General features: G+C 71.8%; 20 protein-coding genes. 13 read left to right on the forward strand and 7 right to left on the reverse strand.

From position 1 onward, the window contains the following. Positions 1 to 96 precede the first annotated feature (96 nt). A complete protein-coding gene (locus WME79_RS13855; protein ID WP_437535301.1) occupies positions 97 to 798 on the reverse strand; it encodes a transglycosylase SLT domain-containing protein in 702 nt (233 codons plus the stop codon). A 213-nt stretch (positions 799 to 1,011) separates the two neighbouring features. Between WME79_RS13855 and WME79_RS13860 the strand changes: the two genes are divergently transcribed. Continuing rightward, positions 1,012 to 1,497 (forward strand): hypothetical protein, encoded by a 486-nt coding sequence (locus WME79_RS13860; protein ID WP_437535302.1) that lies wholly within the window; start codon positions 1,012 to 1,014, stop codon positions 1,495 to 1,497. Positions 1,498 to 1,548: 51 nt separating this feature from the next. Here the strand turns inward: WME79_RS13860 and WME79_RS13865 are convergent, their stop codons facing one another. Continuing rightward, the gene (locus WME79_RS13865; protein ID WP_437535303.1) at positions 1,549 to 2,562 is read right to left on the reverse strand and encodes a CPBP family glutamic-type intramembrane protease; all 1,014 of its coding nucleotides are present in this window, start codon (positions 2,560 to 2,562) and stop codon (positions 1,549 to 1,551) included. Between the two features lie 207 nt (positions 2,563 to 2,769). Here WME79_RS13865 and WME79_RS13870 point away from each other — a divergent pair, with 207 nt between their 5' ends. The 3 genes from WME79_RS13870 to WME79_RS13880 all read left to right on the forward strand — a co-directional run bounded on the left by WME79_RS13870 (position 2,770) and on the right by WME79_RS13880 (position 6,038). Then, positions 2,770 to 3,138 (forward strand): hypothetical protein, encoded by a 369-nt coding sequence (locus WME79_RS13870; RefSeq protein ID WP_012235084.1) that lies wholly within the window; start codon positions 2,770 to 2,772, stop codon positions 3,136 to 3,138. 228 nt (positions 3,139 to 3,366) lie between these two features. Next, positions 3,367 to 5,310, forward strand: coding sequence for a biosynthetic arginine decarboxylase (gene speA, locus WME79_RS13875; RefSeq protein ID WP_437535304.1), 1,944 nt, complete (start codon positions 3,367 to 3,369; stop codon positions 5,308 to 5,310). Positions 5,311 to 5,324: 14 nt separating this feature from the next. Beyond that, positions 5,325 to 6,038: a heme exporter protein CcmB gene (locus WME79_RS13880; RefSeq protein ID WP_437535305.1), complete on the forward strand. Its 714-nt coding sequence runs from the start codon at positions 5,325 to 5,327 to the stop codon at positions 6,036 to 6,038. A gap of 31 nt (positions 6,039 to 6,069) precedes the next feature. Here WME79_RS13880 and WME79_RS13885 read toward each other — a convergent pair whose 3' ends face one another. Continuing rightward, positions 6,070 to 7,344: a (2Fe-2S)-binding protein gene (locus tag WME79_RS13885; RefSeq protein ID WP_437535306.1), complete on the reverse strand. Its 1,275-nt coding sequence runs from the start codon at positions 7,342 to 7,344 to the stop codon at positions 6,070 to 6,072. Between the two features lie 277 nt (positions 7,345 to 7,621). Here WME79_RS13885 and WME79_RS13890 point away from each other — a divergent pair, with 277 nt between their 5' ends. The 6 genes from WME79_RS13890 to WME79_RS13915 all read left to right on the forward strand — a co-directional run bounded on the left by WME79_RS13890 (position 7,622) and on the right by WME79_RS13915 (position 16,264). Continuing rightward, complete coding sequence (locus tag WME79_RS13890; RefSeq protein ID WP_437535307.1) at positions 7,622 to 8,239, forward strand: hypothetical protein; 618 nt, start codon at positions 7,622 to 7,624, stop codon at positions 8,237 to 8,239. Further along, the gene (nadD, locus tag WME79_RS13895) at positions 8,223 to 8,885 is read left to right on the forward strand and encodes a nicotinate (nicotinamide) nucleotide adenylyltransferase (protein ID WP_437535308.1); all 663 of its coding nucleotides are present in this window, start codon (positions 8,223 to 8,225) and stop codon (positions 8,883 to 8,885) included. Before WME79_RS13890 ends, nadD begins: the two co-directional genes overlap by 17 nt. 5 nt (positions 8,886 to 8,890) lie before the next feature. Next, positions 8,891 to 9,760 (forward strand): DUF2520 domain-containing protein, encoded by an 870-nt coding sequence (locus WME79_RS13900; protein WP_437539845.1) that lies wholly within the window; start codon positions 8,891 to 8,893, stop codon positions 9,758 to 9,760. 273 nt (positions 9,761 to 10,033) lie between these two features. After that, a complete protein-coding gene (locus tag WME79_RS13905; RefSeq protein ID WP_437535309.1) occupies positions 10,034 to 13,561 on the forward strand; it encodes a sigma 54-interacting transcriptional regulator in 3,528 nt (1,175 codons plus the stop codon). Positions 13,562 to 13,565: 4 nt separating this feature from the next. Further along, positions 13,566 to 13,940 (forward strand): hypothetical protein, encoded by a 375-nt coding sequence (locus tag WME79_RS13910; protein WP_437535310.1) that lies wholly within the window; start codon positions 13,566 to 13,568, stop codon positions 13,938 to 13,940. A gap of 107 nt (positions 13,941 to 14,047) precedes the next feature. Further along, entirely contained in the window at positions 14,048 to 16,264 is a 2,217-nt protein-coding gene (locus WME79_RS13915) for an ATP-binding protein (protein ID WP_437535311.1), read from the forward strand. A 71-nt stretch (positions 16,265 to 16,335) separates the two neighbouring features. Here the strand turns inward: WME79_RS13915 and WME79_RS13920 are convergent, their stop codons facing one another. Further along, positions 16,336 to 17,418: an L-erythro-3,5-diaminohexanoate dehydrogenase gene (locus WME79_RS13920; RefSeq protein ID WP_437535312.1), complete on the reverse strand. Its 1,083-nt coding sequence runs from the start codon at positions 17,416 to 17,418 to the stop codon at positions 16,336 to 16,338. Positions 17,419 to 17,773: 355 nt separating this feature from the next. Between WME79_RS13920 and WME79_RS13925 the strand changes: the two genes are divergently transcribed. After that, positions 17,774 to 18,703, forward strand: coding sequence for a DUF4388 domain-containing protein (locus WME79_RS13925; protein ID WP_437535313.1), 930 nt, complete (start codon positions 17,774 to 17,776; stop codon positions 18,701 to 18,703). Between the two features lie 167 nt (positions 18,704 to 18,870). Here WME79_RS13925 and hisD read toward each other — a convergent pair whose 3' ends face one another. After that, positions 18,871 to 20,253 carry a histidinol dehydrogenase gene (gene hisD / locus WME79_RS13930; protein ID WP_437535314.1) on the reverse strand — a complete coding sequence of 461 codons (1,383 nt, stop codon included), beginning with the start codon at positions 20,251 to 20,253 and terminating at the stop codon, positions 18,871 to 18,873. Between the two features lie 194 nt (positions 20,254 to 20,447). Between hisD and WME79_RS13935 the strand changes: the two genes are divergently transcribed. Continuing rightward, positions 20,448 to 21,440, forward strand: a complete 993-nt coding sequence (locus WME79_RS13935; protein WP_437535315.1) for a hypothetical protein — start codon at positions 20,448 to 20,450, stop codon at positions 21,438 to 21,440. Between the two features lie 63 nt (positions 21,441 to 21,503). Here the strand turns inward: WME79_RS13935 and WME79_RS13940 are convergent, their stop codons facing one another. Next, the gene (locus WME79_RS13940; protein ID WP_437535316.1) at positions 21,504 to 23,429 is read right to left on the reverse strand and encodes a protein kinase domain-containing protein; all 1,926 of its coding nucleotides are present in this window, start codon (positions 23,427 to 23,429) and stop codon (positions 21,504 to 21,506) included. A 57-nt stretch (positions 23,430 to 23,486) separates the two neighbouring features. Further along, positions 23,487 to 24,071: an SMI1/KNR4 family protein gene (locus WME79_RS13945; protein ID WP_437535317.1), complete on the reverse strand. Its 585-nt coding sequence runs from the start codon at positions 24,069 to 24,071 to the stop codon at positions 23,487 to 23,489. 147 nt (positions 24,072 to 24,218) lie between these two features. Between WME79_RS13945 and WME79_RS13950 the strand changes: the two genes are divergently transcribed. Then, positions 24,219 to 25,034 carry a uracil phosphoribosyltransferase gene (locus tag WME79_RS13950; protein ID WP_437535318.1) on the forward strand — a complete coding sequence of 272 codons (816 nt, stop codon included), beginning with the start codon at positions 24,219 to 24,221 and terminating at the stop codon, positions 25,032 to 25,034. Positions 25,035 to 25,068: the final 34 nt, after the last annotated feature.

The following is a 25,068-nucleotide window of genomic DNA, read 5'->3' on the forward strand; positions in this document are numbered from 1 at the left end:
CGGGGGCGATGTGCGCTGCTTGTCGCCGAGCGGCGTCTCTGGCGGGCGGGCGGCTGGTTGGCGAGCGCGCTCGCGGTTGACGGGCGCGCGAGCCGGTCAGGGCTCGATCGATGCGACCGTGGTGTCCCGGGTGGTGCGGTAGCGCGCGTAGTAGGTCCGAACGCGCGTCACGTAGGCCTGGGTCTCTTCGTACGGCGGGATGCCGCCGTGCCTCATGACCGCCCCTTCACCGGCGTTGTAGCCGGCGATGGTGAGATCGAGATCTCCGTTGAAGAGGTTGGCCAGGATGCGCAGGTACCGCGTTCCCCCGAAGATGTTCTCTCGCGCGTCGAACGCGTCGCGCACCTGCATGCGGAGGGCCGTCTCTGGCATCAGCTGCATCAGCCCCTGCGCGCCGACCGGGGAGACGGCCCGTGGATCGTAGTCGCTTTCGCACTTGATCACCGCGCGGACGAGCTCCTCGGGGATCTGGTAGAGCGCGGCGGCCTGACGGATCCACGCGTCGTAGCGGCTGAAGCGCTCGAGCGATTTGTCGCTCGGCGCGACGGGCGTCACGCCGGAGCGCGCCGAGGAGCGGCGCCCGTCGCCCTTGATGTACAGCTTGAACCGCGCGTCGCCGGTGGGGCGGTTCGCGAAGTGCACCGTTCCATCCGCGTCGGTGTACGTGAAGATGTCGGCGAGCGCGCTGCCCGGGTGCAGCGCGAGGACGGCGAGCCCGAGCGCAGCGGCGAGGGCGCGCAGGGGCACGCGAAAGGGAGGCCCGGAGGTCGACGGGGCAGGCATCTCTCGGTTCAGCATAGGTTGCGATCGTCCGCTCGCGCAAACCGCACCGCATCGGCGGAAATCGTGGCGGTGGAATCGGAGGAAGCTGAAGCTGAATTGGAGAGCAACGCCGCGGGCCCGCGCCGTCATTCCCAGGACGCCGTCGTGAGGCCATCCGGCGCGCCGCGCCCCCGTCGTGGAAGCTCGGTCTGGTGAGCACGTCCCGGGCGCTGTAGTAAGGCGGGCGCCATGGAGATCGGCTGGCGGCATGTGCTCGCGGGGGTTGCGGCCCTCTTCATCCTGTTCCTCGTCATCAAGATGCGCCCCGCCCGGCGACGCCGGGACGCGCTGAGCGCCGAGGTGCAGGCCGCGCGGGAGCGCGCGCGGCGCGCCGCGACCCCGCGCGAGCGGGCCGAGGCCCTGTGCGACGCTGGCGTACAGGCGATGCACGGCGGCCGCCGCGTCACGGCGGCCGTGGGCTTCTTCGTGCGCGCGATGCGCGCCGACCCGACCTCGGCCCAGGTCATCGAGCTCGCGAGCGGCGCGCTGGCCAAGCGCAAGCCCCGGCTCCTCGAGAAGATCCTCTGGCGGAGGCTCGCGGTGCTCCCCTGGGACGGCGAGCACCGCGACGCGGTGCGCGCGGCCGCCGTCGGGCTGGAGGCGCTCTACCGGCGCGGGATCCGTGACCGCAGCCGGGCGGAGATCATGCGCAAGCTGACCCGGACGCTCGGCTGAGGCACGGCGCGAGGGCGCGTCATCGGGCGCGCCGCCGGCCGGCCGGCGGCGTCACGTTCCCCAGAACGATCGCGGCAGCGCGCCGCGGTTCGACAGCGCGACGAGGTCCATGAGCAGCGCGATCGTGACGTGGACCAGGAAGCCCGAGTAGATGCTCTTCGTGCGCATCGCGAGCGAGCCGAGCGCGATCCCGGCGACCACGGCGCCGGCCGCCTCCAGGTACGGCTTGCCGAAGTGGATCATGCAGTAGGGGACGACCATCGCGAAGATCGCGCCGGAGCCCAGCGTGTGCCGCAGGCCGGCGAGCCAGAAGCCGCGGAAGAAGATCTCCAGCGCGAAGAACTGGGCGAAATACATCGTCTCCCAGGCGATGAGGTCGAACCAGGAGCGGGAGGACTGCTTGTAGAACGGGTAATAGGTCCCGAAGTCGGGCGCGCTCGCGACTAGGAAGACCGCCGGGACCACGACGGCGAGGCAGAGCAGGTAGATCCACGCGTGCTTCGCGAGCCCCCGGACGCGCAGCCCCATGTCGAGCAGGCTGTCCTTCGGGAAGCAGAGCTTCCACCCGACCATCGGGATGGCGACGTAGCCGAAGACGCGGGTGAACGACCACCAGACGTAGCCGTAGAGCTCGTCGTAGCGGCGGAGCGAGATGGGCAGCAGCGTCCCGGCCGGCGAGAGCGCCTGCGCGAGCTCGAGCTCGCGCAGCCACGGCCGGATGTGCTCGTCGTAGACCGCGCGGCCGCCGTAGTACTGCTGCAGCATGAGCACGACCGCGGTGATGGTGAACAGGACGGCGGGGCGGCGGTCGTAGCCGCCGGCGGCGAGGGTGCGCCGCTGGTGCTCGTGGGCCTCGACGTCGAGCTCCCGCCAGGTGCGCCGGAAGAAGAGCCAGAGGACGGGCGCGAGCGCGATGTACGCGACGACCGGGAACAGGGCCTTGAGGACGGTGCTCCCCAGGGCCGACGAGGGCCCGGCGAGGCGGGAGCTGGCATCCGAGAGGGGCGGCTGCAGCGGTCGGAGCCGGTCGACGTGCGCCACGAGCCAGCTCCCCAGGTTGAGCATCGGCGCGCCCTGTACCACGATCCGCGGCCCAGCACAGCGGCGACACACGGGCGGCGCCGGATCTCGACCGCCGCCGGCGCCGCCCCTCCGCAGCGCGGCCTTGCGGCGCCCCGCCTTGCTCTGCTAGATCGCGCCCCTCTTCAAAGCCGCGCGAGTCATCTCGCGCATGTCCGGCGCAGGCCTCGCCTGCCCGTGGGAGTCTCAGCAATGGCCAGCAAAAATCCGCTTGCGATCGTGAAGGAGCGCTTCGGCGACAAGGCGAAGCTCGTCGAGGCCGTGAAAGGGTTCGCTACCGAGGACCTCTGGCTCGGGCGCGTCAGCTCCGATCGGGGCGGCACGAAGGGTCTGGATCACGTCTCGAACGCCAAGCTCCTCCGCCTCCACGCGACGTTCAGCGTTGTAAAGGAGAAATTCGGGACGCGGGCGAAGCTCATCGACGAGACGTTGACCGTCCTGAACCGGTCGAAGGACCAGGGGTACAGGAAGCGCCTCGAGGCGTACCCCGTCCCGCGCCTCTACGATCTTTACCAGTCGGCCTCGAAGCGGGCGAAGGCGGCCTCGAAGGCCCAGGCCTGAGCGCGCGCTGCTCGTAGCCCCCTCCTGCCGGTTGTGACCGCGCTGCCTGCCCTTGAAGGTCAGGCGTTCCTATCGTAATGAGCCGCGTCGCCAGCGCGCGGCATCCAGCCGTCCTGCGTCGGACCGACGATCTGACGTCCCCCTGATAAGCCAGAAGCCCCCTCCTGGGGGCCCTCCCAGAGAAGGTGTGGGCGCCGCCGGCCGCGGCCCCCGCCAAGGAGAACGACTGTGAGCAGCGCGCACGAGACCGAGACCGACGTCTGGACGACCGAAGACGCCAAGTCGCTCTACATGATCGACCGCTGGGGTCGCGGCTACTTCGATGTGAGCCCGGACGGCAACCTCACGGTCGCGCCGCTCCAGGAGCGCGGCAGCAAGATCGCGATCCGCGACGTCGTCGACGCGGCGCTCGAGCAAGGGCTCCGCACCCCGCTGCTGATCCGCTTTCAGGATCTCCTCCATCACCGGGTGCGGGCGCTCAACGAGGCCTTCAACAGGGCGATCGCCGAGAGCAAGTTCCGCGGGACCTACCGCGGCGTGTTCCCGATCAAGGTGAACCAGCTCCGGGAGGTCGTGGAGGAGATCCTCGACGCCGGAAAGACCTATCACTACGGCGTCGAGGTCGGCTCCAAGCCCGAGGTCTTCGCCGGCCTGTCGGTCCATAGCGACCCGGAGTCGCTGATCGTCTGCAACGGCTACAAGGACGAGAACTTCATCCGGACGGCGCTGATCGGGCGCAAGCTCGGCAAGAAGGTGATCCTCATCGCGGAGAAGCTCTCCGAGGTGCGGATGATCACCCGCGTCGCCAAGGAGATGAACGTCGAGCCGATGATCGGGCTCCGGGTGCGGCTGCTCACCGAGGGGGCGGGCAAGTGGAAGACCTCCGGCGGAGAGAACGCGAAGTTCGGGCTCTCCACCGCCGAGATCCTCGCGGCGATCAGGATCATGGACGAGGCGGGCATGAGCTCCTCGTTCAAGCTCCTCCACTTCCATATCGGCTCGCAGGTGCCGGACATCCTGATCATCAAGCGCGCCGTGCGCGAGGCGGCGCGCTACTACGCGAAGCTCCGCAAGATGGGGCAGCGCGTCGAGTACATCGACGTCGGCGGCGGGCTCGCCATCGACTACGACGGCTCGCGCTCGACCTTCCACTCCTCGATGAACTACTCGGTCGAGGAGTACGCGCGCGACATCGTGCACAACATCGCCGACATCTGCGACGAGGAGCGGGTGCCTCACCCCAACATCGTCTCCGAGTCCGGGCGAGCGATCGTCGCGCACCACTCGGTGCTGGTCGTCCAGGCGTTCGGCTCGATCGAGAAGACGCCGATGTCGCCGATCGACATCCAGACCGAGGAGCACAAGCTCATCCAGAACCTCCTCTACATCAAGGACACCATCTCCGGGCCGAACCTCGGCGAGTCGTGGCACGACCTCCTCCAGATCAAGGAGGAGGCGCAGAAGATGTTCGAGCTCGGACTCCTCAACCTCGACGTGAAGGCCCGGGTCGAGATCCTCTTCTGGGAGATCGCCGAGAACATGCAGAAGATCGCGTCGTCGCTCGAGCCGGAGGAGGTGCCGGACGATCTCGGCGAGCTCCGCAAGCAGCTCGCCGACCAGTACATCTGCAACTTCTCGGTGTTCCAGTCGCTGCTCGATCACTGGGCGCTCGGCGCGCTCTTCCCGATCGTGCCGATCCACCGGCTGAACGAGCGCCCCGCGGCGGACAGCACGCTCGTCGACATCACCTGCGACTCCGACGGCAAGGTGAGCAAGTTCATCGATCTCAACGACGTGAAGGACACGCTCCCGCTGCACCCGATCTCGGGCGACCAGCCGTACTACGTCGGCATCTTCCTGACCGGCGCGTACCAGGACATCATGGGCGACATCCACAACCTCTTCGGCCGGGTCAACGAGGTGCACGTCTTCCTCGATGAGGACGAGGAGAGCGGGTACTACATCGAGGAGACGATCGCCGGGAACAAGATCCACGAGGTGCTGGCGCTGACCCAGTACGACAACCGCGATCTCGTGGGGAAGGTGAAGGCCCAGGTGGACGGCGCGATCAAGCAGGACCTCCTCAAGCCGACGGAGGGCATGCGGCTGCTCGCCGACTACGAGCGGGGGCTCAAGGACCAGACGTACCTGAGCCTCGTTCCCACGCCGTGATCTCGGAGGGCACCGTGCCTGCGGTCCGCGCGTCGCCGCCCCGGCGCCGGCCCGGCTGGGCGCGCCAGGCGGCGCTCGTCGCGCGGAAGGACCTCGCGATCGAGCTCGCCACGGGCGAGATCGTCACCACGAGCGGGTTCTTCGCGGTGCTCGTCGCCGTGATCGCGTCCCTCGCGTTCTACGCAGGCCAGGACGCGGCCGAGCGGGTCGCGCCCGGGGTCATCTGGGTGAGCGTGGCGTTCGCGTCGGTGCTCGCGCTGAGCCGCACGTGGCAGCGGGAGCGCGAGGACGGCGCGCTCTCCGGCCTGCTCGTGCTGCCCATCGCGAGGAGCGCGCTCTTCGCCGGCAAGGCGCTCGGGCTCTGCGCGTTCGTGATCGCGGTCGAGGTGATCATCATCCCGGTCGCGGCGCTCCTCTTCGCGGTGGATCTCGCGAAGACGGGCGCGGGGCTCGCGCTCTTTTGCCTCGCGGCGACGCCGGGCATCGCCGCGAGCGGCACCCTCTTCGGGGCCATGACCGTGCGCACCCGCGCCCGCGACCTCGTGCTCGCGAGCGTGCTCTTCCCGCTGCTCGCGCCCACCCTGCTCGCCGCGGTCGCGGGGACGCGCGAGCTCTTCGGCGGCGCGTCGATCGGCGAGCTCACCGACTACGTGGCGCTCATGGGCGTGTTCGACGTCGTGTTCCTCGCGGGTGGGCTCGGCCTCTTCGATCTGATCATCGAGGGCTGAGCCGCCTCGCGGTCGCCGGACGCCTGCGGGCTCACGCGGGCGCGCCGCGCGCCGCGAGCACGTCGTCGGTGAGGGTCGTCGCCGCCCGCTCGATGCCGGCGAGATCGAGCGAGGCGCCTGTGCACTCGCCGATCGCCCAGAGGCCGTCGCCGGCCCTGCCGCGCGCGTCGACCTGCACCGCGTACCCCGCGCGCGGGTCGATCTCGACGCGCGCGCCCGCCTGCGCGGCGACCTCGAACGCGGGCGCGGCCGGCGAATCCACCGCGACGGCCACGACCCGGACGTCGCTCGTCGGGCTGTCGGGGGCGAACGGCGCGTCGCGCACCGTCACGCTCTTCACCTGCGAGATCCCGTTCACCGCGGCGAGCGCGGCGAGCGGGATCCGGACCGCGATGCGGTCGCCGAGGGCGCTCGCGAGCTCGTCGGCCCAGGGGCCCTCGCCCGCGAGCGCCACGGGGCCGGTCGGCTCGACGCCGCACGCGAGGAGCCGGCAGAACGCGCGCGCCGAGAAGACCCCGGGCAGATCGTTGTTCGGGAACGCCGCGACGCCATCGTGCGCCCCGGTGGCGAAGACCTTGGCGGGCGCCCTGATCACGGTCGCGCCCGCGTCGCCTGCGACCAGGAGATCGCCGAGGTAAACGCCGGCGGCCACGTGACGGTGGAGCACGCGGACGCCGTCGAGCGGGTATCGCGCGAGGAGCTCCGCCGCGCGGCGCGGCGCGCCGGCGAGCGACCCGCCGGGGGAGAGCCCGTCGTCGACCAGCGCCACGCGGAGGCCGCGCGCCGAGAGCGCCGACGCAGCCGCCACGCCCGCGGGCCCGGCGCCGATCACGACCGCGTCGACGTCGAGCCGCGCGGCGCGCTCGGGTGCGAGCGCCGCGCTCGGCAGCTGCCCGAGCCCCGCCAGCTTGCGCGCGATCGACTGCATGACCCCGGACAGGCCGGGAACGCCGGCCATCAGGTGGTGATGGTCGATCCCCTGCGGGAAGAACCAGTCGGTCACCTGGAGCAGGTCGGCCTGCCGCGAGCCCACGACGTTCTGCACCTCGATGCGCTCTCCACCGGCCGCCGGCCGCAGGCAGGTCATCACGTTGGGCACGCCATCGACCCGCGCGAGGCAGCCGTCGCAGCCTCCGCGCAGGCAGGTCGGCGCCCTGGGACGGTGCAGCTTCGGGCTCCGCGCGAGCGTCACGCGCCCGGAGGCGATCAGCGCCACGGCCAGGGGCTCGCCCCGTTCCGCCGGGACGTCCGCCCCATCGAGGGTGATGGTGACCGGATGCTGGAGCGCGCGACCTCGCCGAAACATGGGCGGACGCTAGCAGACGCCCGCTGCGCCGGCAGAGGAGGGCGCGGGAGCAAGCAGGAGGAGAGAGCGCCAGGAGCAGGGAAAGACAGACGATAACTGGCGGCAAGAGCCCGAAGCGCGGAGGCGTGCAATCACGGGAGGCGCGGGAGGCACGGGAGGCGCGGGAAGCGCGGGAACGATGGGAGGCAGCGGAGGCAGCGGAGGCGCGGGGAGCGCGCAGAGCGGGCGGAGTGGAGAAGGTGTCCTCACCTTCGCGCGGTGATCTATGCTGTGTCCGATGCGCCTCGGCGTCCTCGGCCCTGCACAGGGTGATCTGCCCGCGCTCGCTCGCGGCGCGCAGCACCTGCTCGACGAAGGCCACGCCGAGCGGGTCATCTACGTCGCCGAGGACGACGCGCTCGACCGGGTCGTCGTGGGCTGGGCGCAGCGCCTGGTCGGCGCGGATCCCACCGAGGGCGCGCTGTTCGATCGGGCCGCGCGGTGCGCGGCCGCGACCCCGGACCAGATCGACGCCTTCGTGGCGTCCGAGCGCGCTCGGCTGCGCCTCCGGGTGCTGATGAGCCTGCCGTCGGGCCGGCGCACCATCGAGATCCTGGACGGGCGCGTCGCGCTCTTCGTGTTCGACAAGGCGGCGCTCGACGAGGAGGACATCGTGGCGGCCTCGCTCCTCGTCTTCGGCAAGAGCGCGGAGCCGCTCATCAAGAAGGTCGGCTCGCGGACGTTCTTCTCTCCCGGGCCGATCGGCTCCGACGGCGGCACGGCGCTCCTCGACGATGGGCAGGGCGGCGTGCGGATCGAGGTGATGAACGCGAGCGGCGCGGTGACGGCGCGCGAGATCGTCGGCCCGTCCGCGGCCGGCCCCAGGCTGAGGGTTCAAGGTGGCTCGCACGGTTGATGCGCCCGCCCGCGCCCCGGCCGCGCGCGCGCCCGAGGCGCGCCGCGTCGCCATCTTCGGGGGCAGCTTCAACCCGCCCCACGTCGCGCATGTCCTCGCCGCCACCTACGCGATCTCCATCGCGCCGATCGACGAGGTGCTCGTCGTCCCTGTCTACCGCCACCCCTTCTCGAAGGAGCTCGTGCCGTTCGAGCATCGTCTGGCCATGTGTCACCTGGCGCTCGGGTGGCTCCCGCGCGTGTCGGTGTCGCCCGTCGAGCGCGATCTCGGCGGCGAGAGCCTCACGCTGCGCACGCTGGAGCACCTCGCCGCGGCGCACCCGGACTGGGCGATGCGCCTGCTCGTGGGCGCTGACGTGCTCCCCGACCTGCCGAGGTGGCACCGCTTCGACCGCATCGAGCAGCTCGCCCCGCCGATCGTCCTCGGCCGCTCCGGCGTCAGCGCGCCCGCGGCGGAGCGCCTTGATGCGGGGCCGGCGGATGCTCGTCCTCACCTGCGCCCCGCGGACGTGGAGCTCCCTCGGATCTCGAGCAGCGAGATCCGCCGGGCGTTCGCGGCGGGCGATCTCGAGGCCGTCCACCAGCGCGTGCCGCGCGCCGTGCTGGAGTACGTGCTCGCGCACCTCCTTTACGGGAGCGGCCCGTGACCGAGATGGACAGCACGCGCCCGTCGCCGATGCACCCGGAGGACAACGCCGTTCTGGAGGTGTTCATCTATGGCGGCGGCAAGGTGGGCCGCGGGCTCGCGCGCGCGATCCGCGACGCGGGCCTGCGGGTGACGCTCCGGCCCGCGCGGGATGGCCTGCCGTCGGAGCGCATCGAGGCGAACTTCGTGATCCTCGCCGTGCGCGATCGGGACATCGCGCCCTGCGCCGAGGCGCTGCGCGATCGCGGGCTCGTCGGCCACAGGGACGTCGCGGTCGTGCATTGCGCCGGCGCGCTCGGCCCGGAGGCGCTCGCGGCCGTGCGAGGCGACCGCGTGTGGGTTGCGCAGATGCACCCGATGATCTCGTTCGCCTCGCCCTCGTTCGCGCCCTTCCTCGAGCGTGGCCAGCTCCACATCGACGGCGATCCCGGCGCCGTGCGCGCGGCGCGCTCGCTCGGGGTGTGCCTCGGCATGACGCCGCGCACGTTCTCCGGTCTCGACCGCGTCGCCTACCACGCGGCGGCGGGCCTGGTCGCCAACGGCGCCGCCGCGCTCGCCGCGGCCGGCGTCGACCTGCTCGAGCGCGCGGGCATCGATCGAAGGACGGCCGCCGAGATGCTCGGCCCGCTGCTCCGCACGGTCGCGGACAACGTCGAGGTCCTCGGCGTGCCCGACGCGCTGACGGGGCCGGTGCGCCGCGGCGACGCGGCCGGCGTCGCGCGACACCTCGAAACGCTCGGTCGGCTCGCGCCGCACCTCGTGCCGTTCTACGTCGCCGCAGCAGCGACGCAGCTTCCGCTGGCTCGCGTCCTGGGCGAAGCACCTGTGGATGCGTTCGATGCCATCCAGCGGGTCCTGGACGGAACACGGCAATAAGACTGTAATTTTCTCATGACGAGGTAGGTGCCTCCTTAAAATAATCAACGGCGGGATCCATTGATGCGAGGTCCGGCGGAGAGGTACGCTTTTGTTGCCTTGGGATCCGTTGCCGCAGCCTGCATTCCTTCTGTCATCACGAGCGACTCCGGGGGGTTCCGGGCGCTCGATGAGCGCGTCCGTGATGCCGCGTCGCGTGGGGTGCTCCACGTCCATGGACAGCGGCCGGTCCTGGACGCCGTTTGTTCCCACCTCGCGCGCCGCGCTCGAGGTGTGGGACGCTCGCTGATCTCGGCCGCGCACGCCGCGGATCGGGATCCCTGGCGCGATCTCGCGCTTCGCTGCGCTGTCGCCTCTGCCGATCCGGCCGTGGCCGCGCAGGGTATCAGCGCCGCCGCGCAAGGCGCGATCCTGCTGGTCGCCGAGGGAGAGGCCACCAGCTGGGGGAGCCTGGTGCTGGATGAGCTCACGCGCCTCATTGCGGAAGGGTCGTGCTCCGCGCTGGTCATCGTGTGCAGCGACGGCGCGATGCGGCCCTGGACGAGCGCGCTCACGATCGACGGCATCGCGTCGCCGGACGATCTGCACCGCTTCTGGGAGGCGTTCGCGGCGGACGCGGAGCGCCGGGTCGTCGCGAAGATCGAGCGGCTCGACGCGCTGGAGGGCTGGTGCTCCGCCGTGCTGGCCGCGCCGCCCGAGCAGCGCCCCGCGCGGCCGCCGCCGAGCCGCGAGGCCGCGCGCCTGCTCGATCGGCTCGCGCTGAGCCAGCGGCCCTGGCCGTCCGCGCAGCTCCGTCAGCTCGCGGCGCGGCGCGCGGAGCCCGGGCCGGGGGACGCGGCGTGCCAGGGAGTCGCCCAGGAGCTCGCCGCGCTCGGTCTGATCGAGGTCGACGATCGAGGGTGGGTCGCCGTGCGGCGCGCGATCGTCGACCCGGCCGACGTCGACCCCGAGGATGTGTTCGCGATCGCGGAGGCGCTCGAGGAGCAGTCGTCCGACCCGTGGAGCCTCTCGCGCGCGAGCGAGCTCCTCGCCTCGCTGGGCCAGAACGATCGCGCCGAGGCCGCGGCGATGCTCGCGATCTCCTCGGTCGGCGAGCCGTCAGCGCGCGCCGATTTCTGGCAGCGCTGGGCCCGGACGATGCGGACGCTCTCTGGCGAGAGCGCCGCGTCGGGCGAGCGGCTGCTCCGCGCGGCGAAGCTCGCGCTCCGGCTCGGCGACATCGAGTTCGCCATCGATTTCTCGTCGGCGGCCCAGCGCGAGCGGGAGACGTTCGCCGCGCTGCTCGTGCGCGGCCGCGCGACGAGCGCGCGCGGCGACCTCACGACCGCCGCGATGGTGCTCTCGCGGGCGCTCTCGCTCGCCGCCACGCCCGAGGAGCGGGCGCACGGCGCTGTGGAGATGGCGGAGCTCTGCTGCAAGACGGGCGACCTCGCGGCGGCCAAGGCGCGCGCCGAGGAAGGGCTCGCCGGCGCGGGGGAGATCGCGACGCGCCTCCAGGCGCGCAATATCCTCGGCAAGCTGCTCCTCGCGCAGCAGGCCTGGGCCGAGGCGGAGCTGCACTTCGCGGCCGACGCATGGGAGGCGGCGTGCGCGGGCGAGCACGTGAGCGAGCTGCGCGCCCGGCTGAACCGCGCCATCGCGCTGCTCTCCAGCGGCCGCCTCGACGAGGCGCGCACGATGCTCGCCGGCGTGCTCGAGGAGGGAGAGCGGCGCGGCGAGCGCGCGGCGACCGGCTACGCGCTCACGAACCTCGCGGTCATCGCCCACCTGAAGCATGAGTACCCGGAGGCCTTGCGCCTCTTCGAGCGCGCGATCGAGATCTTCCGGAGGATCGGCGACAAGGTCGCGCTCGTGAACCTCATCACGAACCTCGCTGAGATCCGGCTGCAGCTCGGGCTCATCGAGGAGGCCGAGCAGGCGCTCGCGTTCGCGCGGAAGGCCTGCGGCCACGTCATCCCTGGCGTTCGGATCACGCACGTCGCCTACGTCGCGGCGCAGATCCACTTCGAGTGCCGCCGCGCGGTGGACGCCTGGTCCGAGCTCACGGCCGCCTTCGCCTACGGCGCCGGCTCGAAGCTCGGCGAGTGCTACGCGATCGCCGCGCGCATCGCGCTGCACGACGGCGACCTCCTGCAGGCCGGTCAGATGATCCAGCGGGCGCGCGCCGAGGCGACCTCCGACCGGCACCGCGCCGAGATCGCCCTCCTCGAGGCGATGTGCTCCCGCGCCGCCGGCGCGCCGTTCGGGAAGATCGCCGCGGAGGCGCTCGCGCTGTCGCGCCAGGCCCACAGCCACGAGTGCGCCCTGGAGGCGCACGTGTTGCTTCACCACGCGTCGTCCGCCGGGGACCGTGCGTCGCGCGTCCCCGAGGACGAGCCCACGGCGGCGCGCTCGCACCTGGAGGCGGCGATCGACCTCCGCGATCGCATCGCCGAGTCGCTCCCGCCCGAGATCTCGCGCAAGTTCCTCTCGCGCCGGTGCTTCGCCGAGCTCGCCCGGCTGGAGGCGTGCGCGCGCAGCGCCGCCGAGGCGGAGCCGAGGGGCTGCGAGCTCTGCGGCTCCAGCGGGTGCGCCGGGTGCGCCAGGGGGGCGGCTCGCGCCCCGAGGCCGGCGAGCGCGGGCCCCGCGATCAAGCGGATGGTCGGGACGACGCCGGCGCTGCTCAGCCTCATTCACCAGATCGAGAAGGTCGGCGCGAGCGACGCGACCGTGTTGATCCACGGCGAGAGCGGCACCGGCAAGGAGCTCGTCGCCGAGGCGATCCATGAGGTGAGCGCGCGGCGCGCGGGCCCGCTGATCAAGGTCAACTGTGCCGCCCTGGTCGAGACGCTGCTGCTCTCGGAGCTGTTCGGCCACGAGAAGGGGTCGTTCACTGGCGCGGCGTCGCGCCGTCGCGGGCGCTTCGAGCTCGCCGAGGGGGGAACGCTCTTCCTCGACGAGATCGGGGACATCTCGCCGCGCACGCAGGTCGCGCTGCTCCGCGTCCTGCAGGACAAGACCTTCGAGCGGGTTGGGGGTGTCACGCCGCTGCGCGCGAACGTACGGATCCTCTGCGCGACCCACCGCGACCTGCGCGCGATGGTCGCCCGGGGCGAGTTCCGGGAAGATCTCTATTACCGGCTCCGGCAGGTCGTCCTGGAGGTCCCCGCGCTGCGCCATCGGCCACGGGATCTGCCCGCGATCGCGGCCGCGATCCTGGAGAGGATCGGCGGCGAGCGTGGCGTGGCGCCGAAGCGCCTCTCCAGCCGGGCCATCGAGGCGCTCTCGCGGCACTCCTGGCCGGGGAACGTGCGCGAGCTCGAGAACGCCCTGCGCGCCGCGGCGATCTTCGCGGACAGCGAGGTGATCGATCTCGAGGATTTCACGACGAACGTCGAAGGGCTGCGGGAGCTCGACGCTGCGGAGCTGGCGAGCGCTCCGATGACACCGAGGGCTGGCATGCACCCTGCCTTCGAATCGTCGAGAGAATCGTCGAGAGAATCGTCCAGAGACTCTTCCAGAGACGCGCCCAGAGAGCCGTCCAGCGGGCCACGCGCGTCGGCGCCCGATCAGGCGACGCTGGTGTCACATCCCCCGTCGATGCCTGTGGATCGCACGCCACTGGAGCTCGCGTACGCTCATGTCCGCGGAGGGGTCAGCCTCAGCGACATGAAGCGCGAGCTCGAGCGCGAGTGCATTGCTAGGGCGCTCGACGAAAGTCGTGGGAACATCACACGCGCCGCCGTGCTCCTGGGCATGAAACGCCCGCGGCTTTCCCAGCTCGTGAAGCAGTATGGCTTTGGCGGGACTTCGGAGGATTGAAGTGATGCGAGGTTGCTGGAGGAGTTGGCTGTCGGGGGGCTTCGCGGCGCCTCTGCTGCTGGCGGGCTGCGCGATCACGTCCGCAGAGCATGAGGAGCAGAGCGTCGAAGCGTGGAGCGATCTCGACCCGATGATCTCCGAAGAAGCGTCCGGATCGAGTGATGGCACCGACGGCGATGTCGTCGTACCCGCCACCGACTTCGTCACGCCTGCGTCGCTCCCGCCGCGCGACGTCGCGCCGCCGTCCAGCGACGACGGCGCGCCCATGACGATCGAGGTGCGGTCGCAGGAGCGCTGCAACCCGGACCCGCTTCCGTGGCGCCCCAGCAGCGCGGACAGACACGACAACGCTCCCTCCGACAGCGACGGGACGCGCTGAGCCGCGCGCCCGGGCGGGCTGAGCGCATCCGCGCTCCGGCGCACGGCCGCGCCGCCCCCCGGCGCGTTTTGCGGTCGCCGCGCGGCTCGCCGCGGTAGCCTTCGCGCGTGGCGCCGCTCGGGATCGATCTCCGCACACGGACGACCCTGGTCTGCGGGGCCCTCGCCCTCGCCATCGCGGCGTCGACGCTGCTGCGAGGTCGCGTCCGCCGCGTCCACCTCTTCTTCGCTGCGTTCGCCGCCGACGTCGGGCTCTGGTACCTCTCGCAGTCGCTCTTCGGCTTCTTCCAGGCCTCGATATGGGAGCGCTTCACGGCGATCCTCGCCGTGCTGCTCCCGCAGTTCGCGCTGCAGCTCTTCGAGGCGATGATCCCCCATGACCCGGATCGGCGCTCGCGGCTGCTCCGGTTCGCGGGGGTGCTCGTCATCCCGCTGTTCGTCCTCGTGCTGGTGAGCCGGGAGCCGGGCTCGTGGCTCGATTGGCTCACGCGCGGCTGCATTTTCCTCTACGTCTTCGCGCTGCTCACCGCGGGGCTGTACACGCTCGGCCAGCGCGGCAAGCAGAGCTCCTCGCGCGCGACGCAGCGCCGCGTGCGGTTCCTCGTGGTGATCGGCGCGCTCGCCGGGCTCGCCAGCGTCGCCGACTTCGCCTGGTTCCTCGGCGCGGAGCCGCCGCCCGTGGGCGCGGCGCTCTCGATCGTGTTCCTGTTCGTCCTCGCCCAGGCCCTCCGCCATGAGCGCCTGCTCGACGCCTACGAGATGCTCGCGCGCCTGCTCGTCGCCACGGCGGTCGCGTTCCTGATCGCGCTGATCTTCTATCTCCTGCTCACGTTCATCGGCGGCTTCAACACGATGTACCTGAACGCGGTGCTCGCCGCGATCGTCATCCTGGTGCTGTTCGACCCGCTGCGGGAGCGCGTCGAGGAGCAGCTCCAGCGCCTCTTCCTGCGGGAGCGGTTCGATCTCGACCGCTCGCTCGCGGAGGCCCGGCGGCGCCTCGTGCACACGCTCGAGGTGGATGAGATGGGCTCGATCGTGATGAGCGCGCTCGAGCAGTCGCGCCGGGTCACGGCGGCGGCGCTCTACCTGCGCGATCAGGACGGGACGGGCTTCGACCGGCTCACCTCGCTCGGGCCGCGGGTCCCCGAGCGGATCGAGGTGGCGACCGCGAGGGCGCTGCTCGATCGCCTCGACCGGGGGCCACTCGCGATGGAGGAGCTGGAGCGCGAGGCCCGCGAGCGGCGGGCGCGCCGCAGCCAGAGCGACGCGGACGACGACGGCAACTTCGCGCGGCGGACGGAGGTGCGGCCCCAGGTCCCCGAGGACGCGGTGCTCGCGGCGGCCGAGGTGCTCGGCAGCCTCTGCTCGGGCGTGGTGCTGTGCGCGCGCGACGAGCAGGGCGAGCCGATCGGGCTCCTGGTCGTGGCGGACACGCGCGTGCGCGACGCGTTCTCACCCGAGGAGCTGACCCTGCTCGAGACGCTCGCCGCGCAGATCGGCGTCGTCCTGGAGAACTCGCGGCTCTACGCGCAGATGAAGGAGCGAGACAGGCTCGCGCTCCTCGGCCAGATGGCGGCCGGGCTCGCGCACGAGATCAGGAACCCGCTCGGCGCGATCAAGGGGGCGGCGCAGCTGCTCGCCGATCCCGTGCCGGACGCGCAGATCGACGCGGCGTCGCGCGAGTTCCTCGGGATCATCCTCGAGGAGGTCGACCGGCTCGATCGCGTCGTGGGCTCGGTGCTCGATCTCGCGCGGCCGGCGCAGGGCTCGGTCGTCCCGACCGACGTGAACGCGATCGTGCGCCGCACCCTGCAGGTGCTCTCGATCGAGCGCAGGAACGACCAGCTCGAGGTCGAGGTCACGCTGGATCCCGATCTCCCCCGCGTCGCCATCGATCCAGAGCAGCTGCGGCAGGTGCTGATGAACCTGTTCCGCAACGCCGTTCAGGCGATGAAGGGCCGGGGCAAGGTGGTGATCTCGACGCGCGTCCGCTTCGGCCGCGGCACGCGGCCCGGCTCGGGCTCGGACGAGCCGTTCGTCGAGCTCAACGTCACCGACAACGGCCCCGGGATCTCCCAGAAGGTGCTCGCGAACATCTTCCTCCCGTTCTTCACGACGAAGGACAAGGGGACCGGGCTGGGGCTATCCATCAGCCAGCGCATCGCGCAGAGCGCCGGCGGCCGCATCGAGGTCCGGTCGTACGAGGGGAAGGGGAGCACCTTCGCCGTGATCCTCCCCGCCGCCGTCGACAAGCTGGGCGCGCCGCAGCCGTCGCCCGCGGCGCTTTCGCCCGCCGAGCCGGCCCCTCAGGAGCGGCCCGGCTGAGACCGGTGTGCTCGGGAAGCGCCCGCGGCGTCTGGGCGCGTGGGCGCTGCGCGTTGCGTCGAGCGGCGCGCTCAGCCGTAGCGCGAGGTCATGAGCCGCTCGAGCGCGGGGTGCTCGCGCACGAGCGCGAGCGTGTGCTCGGCGTGTCCATGGGCGTAGCCGTTGCCGATGTAGAGGTCCACGTCCTTGCCGATCCCCTCGGCCCCCAGGGCGGCGGCGGTGAAGCTCGTGCTCATCGCGAAGAAGTACGTCTTGCCGCGATCGCGCGTGGCGACGATCGCGCTGAGCTCCACGCCCGGAACATTCACGCACGAGAGCGTGAGGTCGGCGCCCGCGTCGCCGGTGAACGGCAGCACGGCGTCGCGCACGGCGAGGGGGTCGCGCGCGTCGAGGACCGCGACGTGGTCGCAGATCGCGAGCGAGCGCAGGTCGGCGGCGAGCTCCGGCGACGCCTCGATCCCGATGACGCGCCCGGCGCGGCCGACGCAGCGTCGCGCCTCGGTCGTGCACAGGAGGCCCGATTTCCCGCCCGCGCCGAGCACCACCACGCTGTCGCGCGGGCCGGCGAGGCGCGCCACCTGAGGCGCCGCGCCGGCGACGTCGAGCAGCGCGAGGGCGAGCCGCTCGGGCATGTCGGTCGGCATCCGGGCGAGCGGCGCCGACCCGAAGAGGATGGCGGTGCCCTCGACGTCGATCTGCGCGGACGCGGGCCGCACGGCGATGGTCCGGCGGAGCGAGAGCGGCGTGAGCGACAGCGACGCGAGCGTCGCGATGCGATCGCCGACGGCGACGCCGCGGTGCTCGGCGAGTGCGCCGACCCGACGCACGACGCCGAGCAGCATGCCGCCCGAGCCGGTGACCGGGTTGTGCTGCTTGCCCCGGCGCGCCACCGTCTCGAGGACGAGCCGCGCCACGCCGTCCGGGCTGCCGCCGGAGGCCTCCTCCATCTGGCGGAAGCTCGCGGCGTCGATGTTCAGCGTCTGCACATCAACGACGATCTCGGTCTCGAAGTGGCGCGAGGCGTCGGCGTCCAGCCGCTCTGCCGGCTGCGGCATGGCCCCCGGTGGATCGAGCACGCGGTGCGTGCCCAGCGGATCGCCTGCAGAGAGGGTGGGTCGCGTCGCTTCGGAGCTCACGCCGAGGCCGTTCAACATGCCGGGCTCGAAAGCAAGGGCAATGAGCCGAGCGGTCGCAGGATTCCTTGCTGAGGCGGCCCGGCGCGCCGCCCCGGGGGACCCAGAACCTGCGGTGCCGATCGTCTTGATGGATCCGAGCGCCCTCTTTCCCTCAAATTGGATACACTTGCGTGCGCCGAGGACGTCGGCCCCTTCTCCCGCGGCGCGCCGCTGTGGCGGCCGAGGGAGGGGGACCGGCGCGTTGCGTCAGGATCGGACGAGCCGACTCATTTGAAAGAACGGACCGGATCTCTTGACCACCTTTGCTCGGTGAAACTAAGCTTTGCCCCCTGCTGGCGCTCTCGTAAGCGCACGAAGGTTTTTACTCCCTGCGATGGATAACCACGCTCCCAAGGTGTCGGCAACGCGGCAACTGGCGTTGCGCTTCATCTCCGGGAAGTACCAAGGCGGCGAATTCCCCCTCGGGGAGCAGCAGGAGATCGTCGTGGGTCGCTCCAGCGACCTCGACATGGTCCTCGTCGAGGACATGGTCTCCCGGCGCCATGCCCGGATTGCCTGCACCGAACAGTCGATTGTGATCGAGGATCTCGGCTCGACGAACGGTACGTTCGTCAACGGCGAGAAAATCAAGAAGACGACCCTGAAGGAGGGCGATCGGGTGCTCATCGGCACCAGCATCCTCAAGGTCGTCTCCACGGACCCAGGCGCGCCGCCGGCGCGGAAACGGATGGATGAGCCATCGTTGAGGAGCGGTCAGACCCGGTCGATGTCCGGGTCGATCGACGAGATCCCGCTCCCGGATCTGCTGCAGCTCTTCGGCACATCGAAGAAGAGCGGTGTGCTCGTGGTCCGCTCCGATGACGACGTCGGCAAGATCTACCTGCGCAAGGGCATCGTGACCTTTGCGACCATCAACGATCTGACCGACGTCCCGCCGCTGAAGAGCGTCTACCGGATCCTCACCTGGGCCGGCGGGACGTTCGACCTCGAGGCGGCCGAGGAGCGGGTCATGACCGGCGAGATCAGCGCGACGGTGCAGGAGCTCCTCATGGAGGGGCTCCGGCAGATCGACGAGCTGAACAACATCCGCCACCAGCTCCCGGACCTGTCGGCGCGCCTGGTCATCCCCCAGCCGCTCAAGCCACAGCTCCGCGATCTCTCGCCCGTCGATCTCGACGTCCTTCAGGTCGTCTACAACCACGGGCACCTCGCGATGGTCCTCAACAAGAGCCCCGCGACGGATCTGGAGACCGCGCAGGCCGTGTTGAAGATGATCAACGCGGGCTACCTCCGCGCCGAGTGAGCCGGGCGGGAGCGCAGGGCGCCGCGAGGCCGCGCAAGGCGGCCGATCGCGGCGGTGCGCGCAGCGCTCGGCTGAACCGAGATCGATAGGTCAGGGGAGGGCGGTGGACAGCGCGCCCTCGCGCGCCGCGCTCCCGAGGGCGCGGCGCGCTGGGGGGAAGCGCGGCGTCAGGACTGCGACGTGCCGCGCTTCGCGGGGTCGATCGCCTTGCTCGCGAGGCGGAGCGACACGGCGCGGGCGTGCGCCTGCAGGCCCTCGGCCAGGGCCAGCTTCTCGATGATCGGGCCTTGCGTCCGGAGCGCCGCGCCCGAGTACCGGATGAGGCTCGCGCGCGTCACGAAGTCGTAGACCCCGAGCGGCGCGCCGAAGCGGGCTGAGCCGCCGGTCGGGAGGACGTGGGACGGCCCCGCGAGGTAGTCGCCCGCGGCGACCGGGGTGAGGTCGCCGAGCAGCGCGGCGCCGAGCGTGCCGATCTCCGAGAACAACCCCTCGGCGTCGGCGACGTGGAAGGCCACGTGCTCGACCGCGAGCTGATCGGCGATCTCGGCGAGGCGAGCGCGCGAGCCGACGACCAGCGCCGCCGCGTGCGTCGAGAGCGACGCCTGCACGATCGTGCGCCGGGTGAGCTCGGGGAGCGCCGCGTCGAGCTCGCGCGCGACCGCCTCCGCCAGCTTCGCAGAGGTCGTCGCGAGCAGGGCGTAGGACGCCTCGTCGTGCTCGGCCTGCGAGAGGAGATCGGCGGCGACGAGCCGGGGATCCGCAGATTCGTCGGCGAGCGCGAGGATCTCGCTCGGCCCGGTGATGCCATCGATCGACACATCCCCGAAGACCAGCTTCTTCGCGCAGGCGACGTACGCGTTGCCTGGCCCCACGATCTTGTCGACCGGCATGAGCTCCGGGAGCCCGTAGGCCATGGCCGCGATCGCCTGCGCGCCGCCCGAGTCGAGCAGGGTCGTCACGCCCGAGAGGTGCGCCGCGGCGAGCGTGGCGTCGTCGGCCGACGGGCTCGCGAGGACGATCTCCTGCACGCCGGCGATGCGCGCGGGGATGGCCGACATGAGCACGCTGGAGGGGTAGCGGGCCTTGCCGCCCGGCGCGTAGACGCCGACCCGGCGCAGGGGGCGCACGCGCATGCCCAGCAGGACGCCCTCCTCCTCGTAGCTGAAGCCGGCCTGCAGCGCGGGCCCGTTCGCCGCCACCTTCGCGGGGCCGAGATCGCCCGCGTCGCGCTGCCGCTCATGGTAACGCGCGATCCTCGCTGCCGCGGTCTCGAGCGAGGCCCGGACCTCCGGCGAGAGCCTCGCGAGCGCCTCGGCCCCGCCGAAGCCGCCCTCCGCCTCGGGGCCTGCGTGGCGGACGAGCGCCTTCGACGTCCTCCGCTCGAACTTCTCGATATAGCCGAGCACGGCGGACGTCCCCCCACGCCGCACGTTGTCGATGATCTCGGTCACGGCCGGCGTGACGTTCGCGAGGTCGCCCGTGCCGCGGGTGCGCAGGGCTGACAGGGTGGACTCGAACTGAGGCGAACCTTCGATGTAGATGGGCAGCATGGCTTGATATGGACCGGCGCGGTGGAATCTCCGCGTGGACGGCGACACCCCGTACCACACCACCCCGGCCGCTGGTACGTCGGCCGCGCGGCTGCCGCCGCGGCGCGCGCTGCAGCCGCAGCAGCGCATCGCGGCGGCTGCAGCGCGTCGCTCCCCGAGTTCCACGGCCTGAGCGGATCGAGTAGGGTCGCCCGATGCGGTCCGGCTCGTTTGGTCTCGCCTCCACCGCGCTCTCGGTCGTGCTCCTCGCGCTGGCGCCTGCCGTGCTCGTCGGTTGCCCGGAGAACTCCTGCTTCCTCAAGATCTGCCAGGGCAGCAGCTGTCGCTGCTCGATCTCGTCGTGCAGCGACGGCGCCGGCTTCGACACGAAGCAGAACCGCTGCCGATGCCTGAAGGGCTACCTCTCGGTCGCGGGCCAGTGCCTCACGCCCCAGGCGGCGAACGCCTACTGCGGCGTGGGTCGCCACTACGAGGCCGGCGGGTGCGCTCCGGATCGCTGCCGGCCCGGGGACGAGATCGACCAGAGCACCGGCTACTGCGTGTCGCGCGAGCAGGTGGCGACCAACATCGGCGTCGCGGTCGGCGCCGGGCAGAAGCTCGGATGCCCACCCGGCCAGGAGCTCATCGTCGATGGCCCGACCGCCGCGTGCGTCCCGCTCTCGCAGACCTGCGCGCGCGACGAGGTCTGGACCGGCCAGGCGTGCGCGAAGGTAGGGCGCTGCCCAACGGGCGCGATGTGGGATCCCGCGCTCGCCCAGTGCGTCCAGTACGCGCAGGGCTCGGGTGAGAGCGGGCTCACGGTCAACGTCGCGCAGTGGGCGTCGGCGAACTACGGGCCCGACGGCGGCATGGGTACGAGCGGCTTCTGCGGCGCTTTCGCGAAGAAGCCGTACAGCTTCGGGATCGTCGAGGGGGCCTCGGCCTACGTCCGCGCCACGGTGATGATGTCCTTCCCGGAGGGCGAGATCGCCCGCGGCGTCGTGCAGGCGGTGACGGTGTTCGATGCGAGCGGGAACCCGGTGCCGCCGCGCGGCGCCGCGGAGGTCGATGCGGGGGCGCGCAACATCTTCGGCACGCTCGTGCTGGGTGGCGGGCGGGCGAGCGCGCCGACGTCGTCGACGACCGTCCGCTGCGCGGTCATCCACGCCGGAAAGCCGCAGCCGGTGCCCGCGGTCGGTGGGCTTTGAGCGCGTGAGCCCCGCTTGGCAACGCGCGTTGCCGGGCGGCCTTCAGCGCTGGCGCGCCGATGCTCACATCCGCGACAGCGTGCTCACGACGCGCGTGGCGGGGAGGGCGCTGAGGCCGACGCAGCTGACGACCTTGCCGCGCTCCACCACGAAGTTGCTCGTGGAGGGCTCGATCTTCGCGAACTCGACGCTCAGCCGGGCCCCGTCGAAGCTCGCGCGCAGGGGGCGGCCCTCCACCGCGCTGCGGACGTCCTGGCAGGTGCCCCGCGAGCGGGCCGGATCGAACTTGCGCGACTCGGGGGCGATGAAGCGGAGCCGGTCCTCGACGGCGAACACCCCCGTCTCGCCGGGGATCTCGCGCAGCGAGAAGCGGGCCTCGCCCTCGGCATAGTCCTGCGGCGCGAACTGCTCCGGGCGGCGGACCCGGAACTCGAGCGACTCGCCGGCAAGGACGGCCTCGAGCTCGCGCCCGTTGCCGACCCACAGCCCGGTCAGGCTGGCGAGCGGCGACGGCTGCGGTTGCTCCGCGCTCGCCGCCGGGGTGGTGCTGCTCGCGCTGGCCGCCGGCCTTTGCTCCCTCGACGAGACGGCCCGCCGACCATCGCGCGGCCTGTCGAGCACGCCCAGCCCGAGCAGCGCGGCGGCCCCGCCGAACATCACGAGGGCCCCGGCGCCGATCGCGAGCCACGAGCCGCGCGCGCGCTGCGAGCCCGCAGGCCCGCTCGCCAGCGCAGCGCCCGACGGCGACCGCAGCCGCTCGCGGACCTCGTCGACCGTCGTGGCCGCGGGCGGCGGCGGGCGGCTCGACCCGCCGAGCGGCGCAGCGGTCGCGGCCGGCCCAGGGTGGGCGATCGCGTCGAGCGCGGCGAGCAGCTCCTCGCAGCTGGCGAAGCGATCCGCCCGTTCCTTTGCGCACGCCTTCTGGAGGAAGGCGTCGAGCGCCGGAGGGACATCGTGACGCACGGCGCTGACCAGGGGGAGCGGCACCTCCGCGTGCTGCCGCATGATCTCGATGTCGCTCTCGGCGTCGAACGGCACCTGCCCCACCAGCATCTCGTAGAGCACGACGCCCAGCGCGTAGATGTCCACCCGCTTGTCGAGGTCGCGGCGCCCGAGGACCTGCTCCGGCGACATGTAATAGAGCGAGCCGATGATCCCCTTGGTCAGCCCGCGCCCCGCGAGCGCGTCCGCCTCGGCCTTGGCGATGCCGAAGTCGGTGACCTTCGCGACGCCGTCCTTGCCGCGGATGAGCACGTTTGCTGGCTTGAGGTCGCGGTGGATCACCCCCTCGCGGTGCGCGGCCGCGATGCCGGAGGCGATCTGCCGGAAGATCGAGAGCGCCTCGGGCAGGGGCATCCGCCGGCGCTCCTCGGCGTACCTGGCGAGCGTCTGCTCCAGGCTCTCGCCGTCGATGTACTGCATGACGAGCCAGAGGTCGTCTCGCTCCGCCACCACCGCCTTCAGGTGGACGACGTTCGGGTGATCGATCTGCGCCAGCGCGCGGCCCTCGGCGAGCGTCCGCGCGCGCACGTCCGGCCGGTGCCCGAGCTCCTGGCGCACCGCCTTCAGCACCACGTGCAGACCGGTGTGGACGTCCCGAGCGAGGTAGACGACGCCCATGCCGCCCTCGCCGAGCACCCGCTCGACCACGTACTTCTGATCGACGAGCGTCCCCGCCGGCAGGTGGCCGCCCGGCGCGCGCCGCGGCAGCGAGCCCGCCAGCGGCGCCGGGACGACATGCGGCGCTGCCGCGGGCCCGTTCGCGCCGCCGGCCGCGAGGGCCGAGAGGCTGGCCCCGTGCGCTGCATCCTCGGGCACCAGCGCGCCCAGCAACGGCTGCCCAGGGACGGTCGTCCGCGGGCCGGGCGCAGGAGGCGCCGAGGCCGCCGCGCCGACGCCCGCCTCCCTCGCGGCCAGCGACGCGCCGCACGCCACACAGAACCGGGCGGAGCCCGGGTTCTCGGCGTTGCATACGAGGCACCTGGCCATGGCGCGATCAGCTCGATCCGCGGCGCGCCCGGCGAGCAGCGCGCCGTGGAGGCTACGTCAGGTCCAGTGGCCCGCGCGGAGCGCCGCGGAGTCGATGGTCTTGATCTTCGGCGCGAGCGCCTCGCGGAAGATGGCCTCGTCGTCGTCGTCGAGGCCGCTCTCTCCGAAGCCGGACGCGACCTCCATCGAGGTAGCGAGGATGCGCAGGAACTGCTGGAAGCTCGACGCGCAGAGCTCCGGCTTGAGCGACTCGGTCCCCGTCATACAGGTGAACACGGGACAGTCCCCTTCGGCGTCCAGCTTCGAGATGTCGAGGAAGTAGGGATCTCCCAGCAGGGCGCTTCGAGCGATGAGGATCCAGCTCTTGCGCCAGCCTGCGAGGGAGCTGTCGCCGCCGTTCGCTTGCTGCTCGGCCGCGAGCCTCTCGGAGGGGATGAGGCGTACACGCTCGACCGGAGTCACCGTCTCGACGTCAAGCGGGTCGGCCTCCTGCAGGAAAGCGCGGTACCTCGCGGGCACCCGCAGCGTCTTGCGCAGCTCTTCCACCGCCGCTGGAGCCGCCTTTCCGAACCTCGCAGGGATGCCTCTTCGGACAAAGGCATCCTTGAGCGCCGTAACCGACTCGGCAAGGTCGCTATCCACCGAACATCCCTTCCTTTGCAAGTCCACCGGGACAGCCCGCTGGGCGGGCGCCCTCATCGCTTCGAAACCACTCCGCTCCCGGGGAGAGCACCGGCGCGCACCCGGAGGAATACCCCGCGCCGGGCCAGGTAGTGTAACAGAAAAACGATGGTCGACGTTGCGTACGCTGAGAGTCGATTCCGGCCCCCCGAAATCGCCCACCGGTACGGTCCGGGCGTGCACTTGCTCGATGACCCGCTCGCATGGACTCTGCTGGCTCGAGCCTGCTCCCCGGAGACGGTCCAGCCCGACGTCGGGCGCCTCGTCGGGGTTCTCTACCAGAACCTGGCGCGCGCCGTCCTCGCCGCCGAGCTGGGGCGCGCGCGCGTCGACGTCCCGACCCGGATGATCTCCTCCCACCCGGAGGCCGTCTATCGCGGCACCGCGCTGTCGCGCGCGACGAAGGCCGTCACTGTGGGCATCGCGCGCGCCGGGACGATGCCCTCCCAGGTCGTCTACGAGCTCTTGAACGAGGTCCTCGACCCAGCGCTGGTCCGGCAGGATCACCTGTTCATGAGCCGGCAGACGAACGAGCAGGGCGAGGTCGTCGGCGCGACCTGGCACGACGCCAAGATCGGTCGCGACGTCGAGGGGCGTCACGTGCTCTTCCCGGACCCGATGGGCGCCACCGGCTCGTCCATGGTCAGCGCCATGACGTACTACAAGACCGCGCTCGAGGGGCGGCCGGCCAAGTGCATCGCCATGCACCTCATCGTCACGCCCGAGTACATCCGCCGCGTCACCGAGGCCCACCCGGACGCCATCATCTACGCGCTCCGGCTCGATCGCGGCCTCTCGCCCGCGCGCATCCTCAAGACCGAGCCAGGCACGCACTGGGACGAGGAGCGCGGCCTGAACAGCATCCAGTACATCGTCCCGGGCGCCGGCGGCGTCGGCGAGATCCTCAACAACGCCTGGCTGTGAGCGCATGGGCGTCGCCGCGGCGGCGCTCCGCCCG

Source organism: Sorangium sp. So ce726, assembly GCF_051521405.1.
Lineage (GTDB): Bacteria > Myxococcota_A > Polyangia > Polyangiales > Polyangiaceae > Sorangium.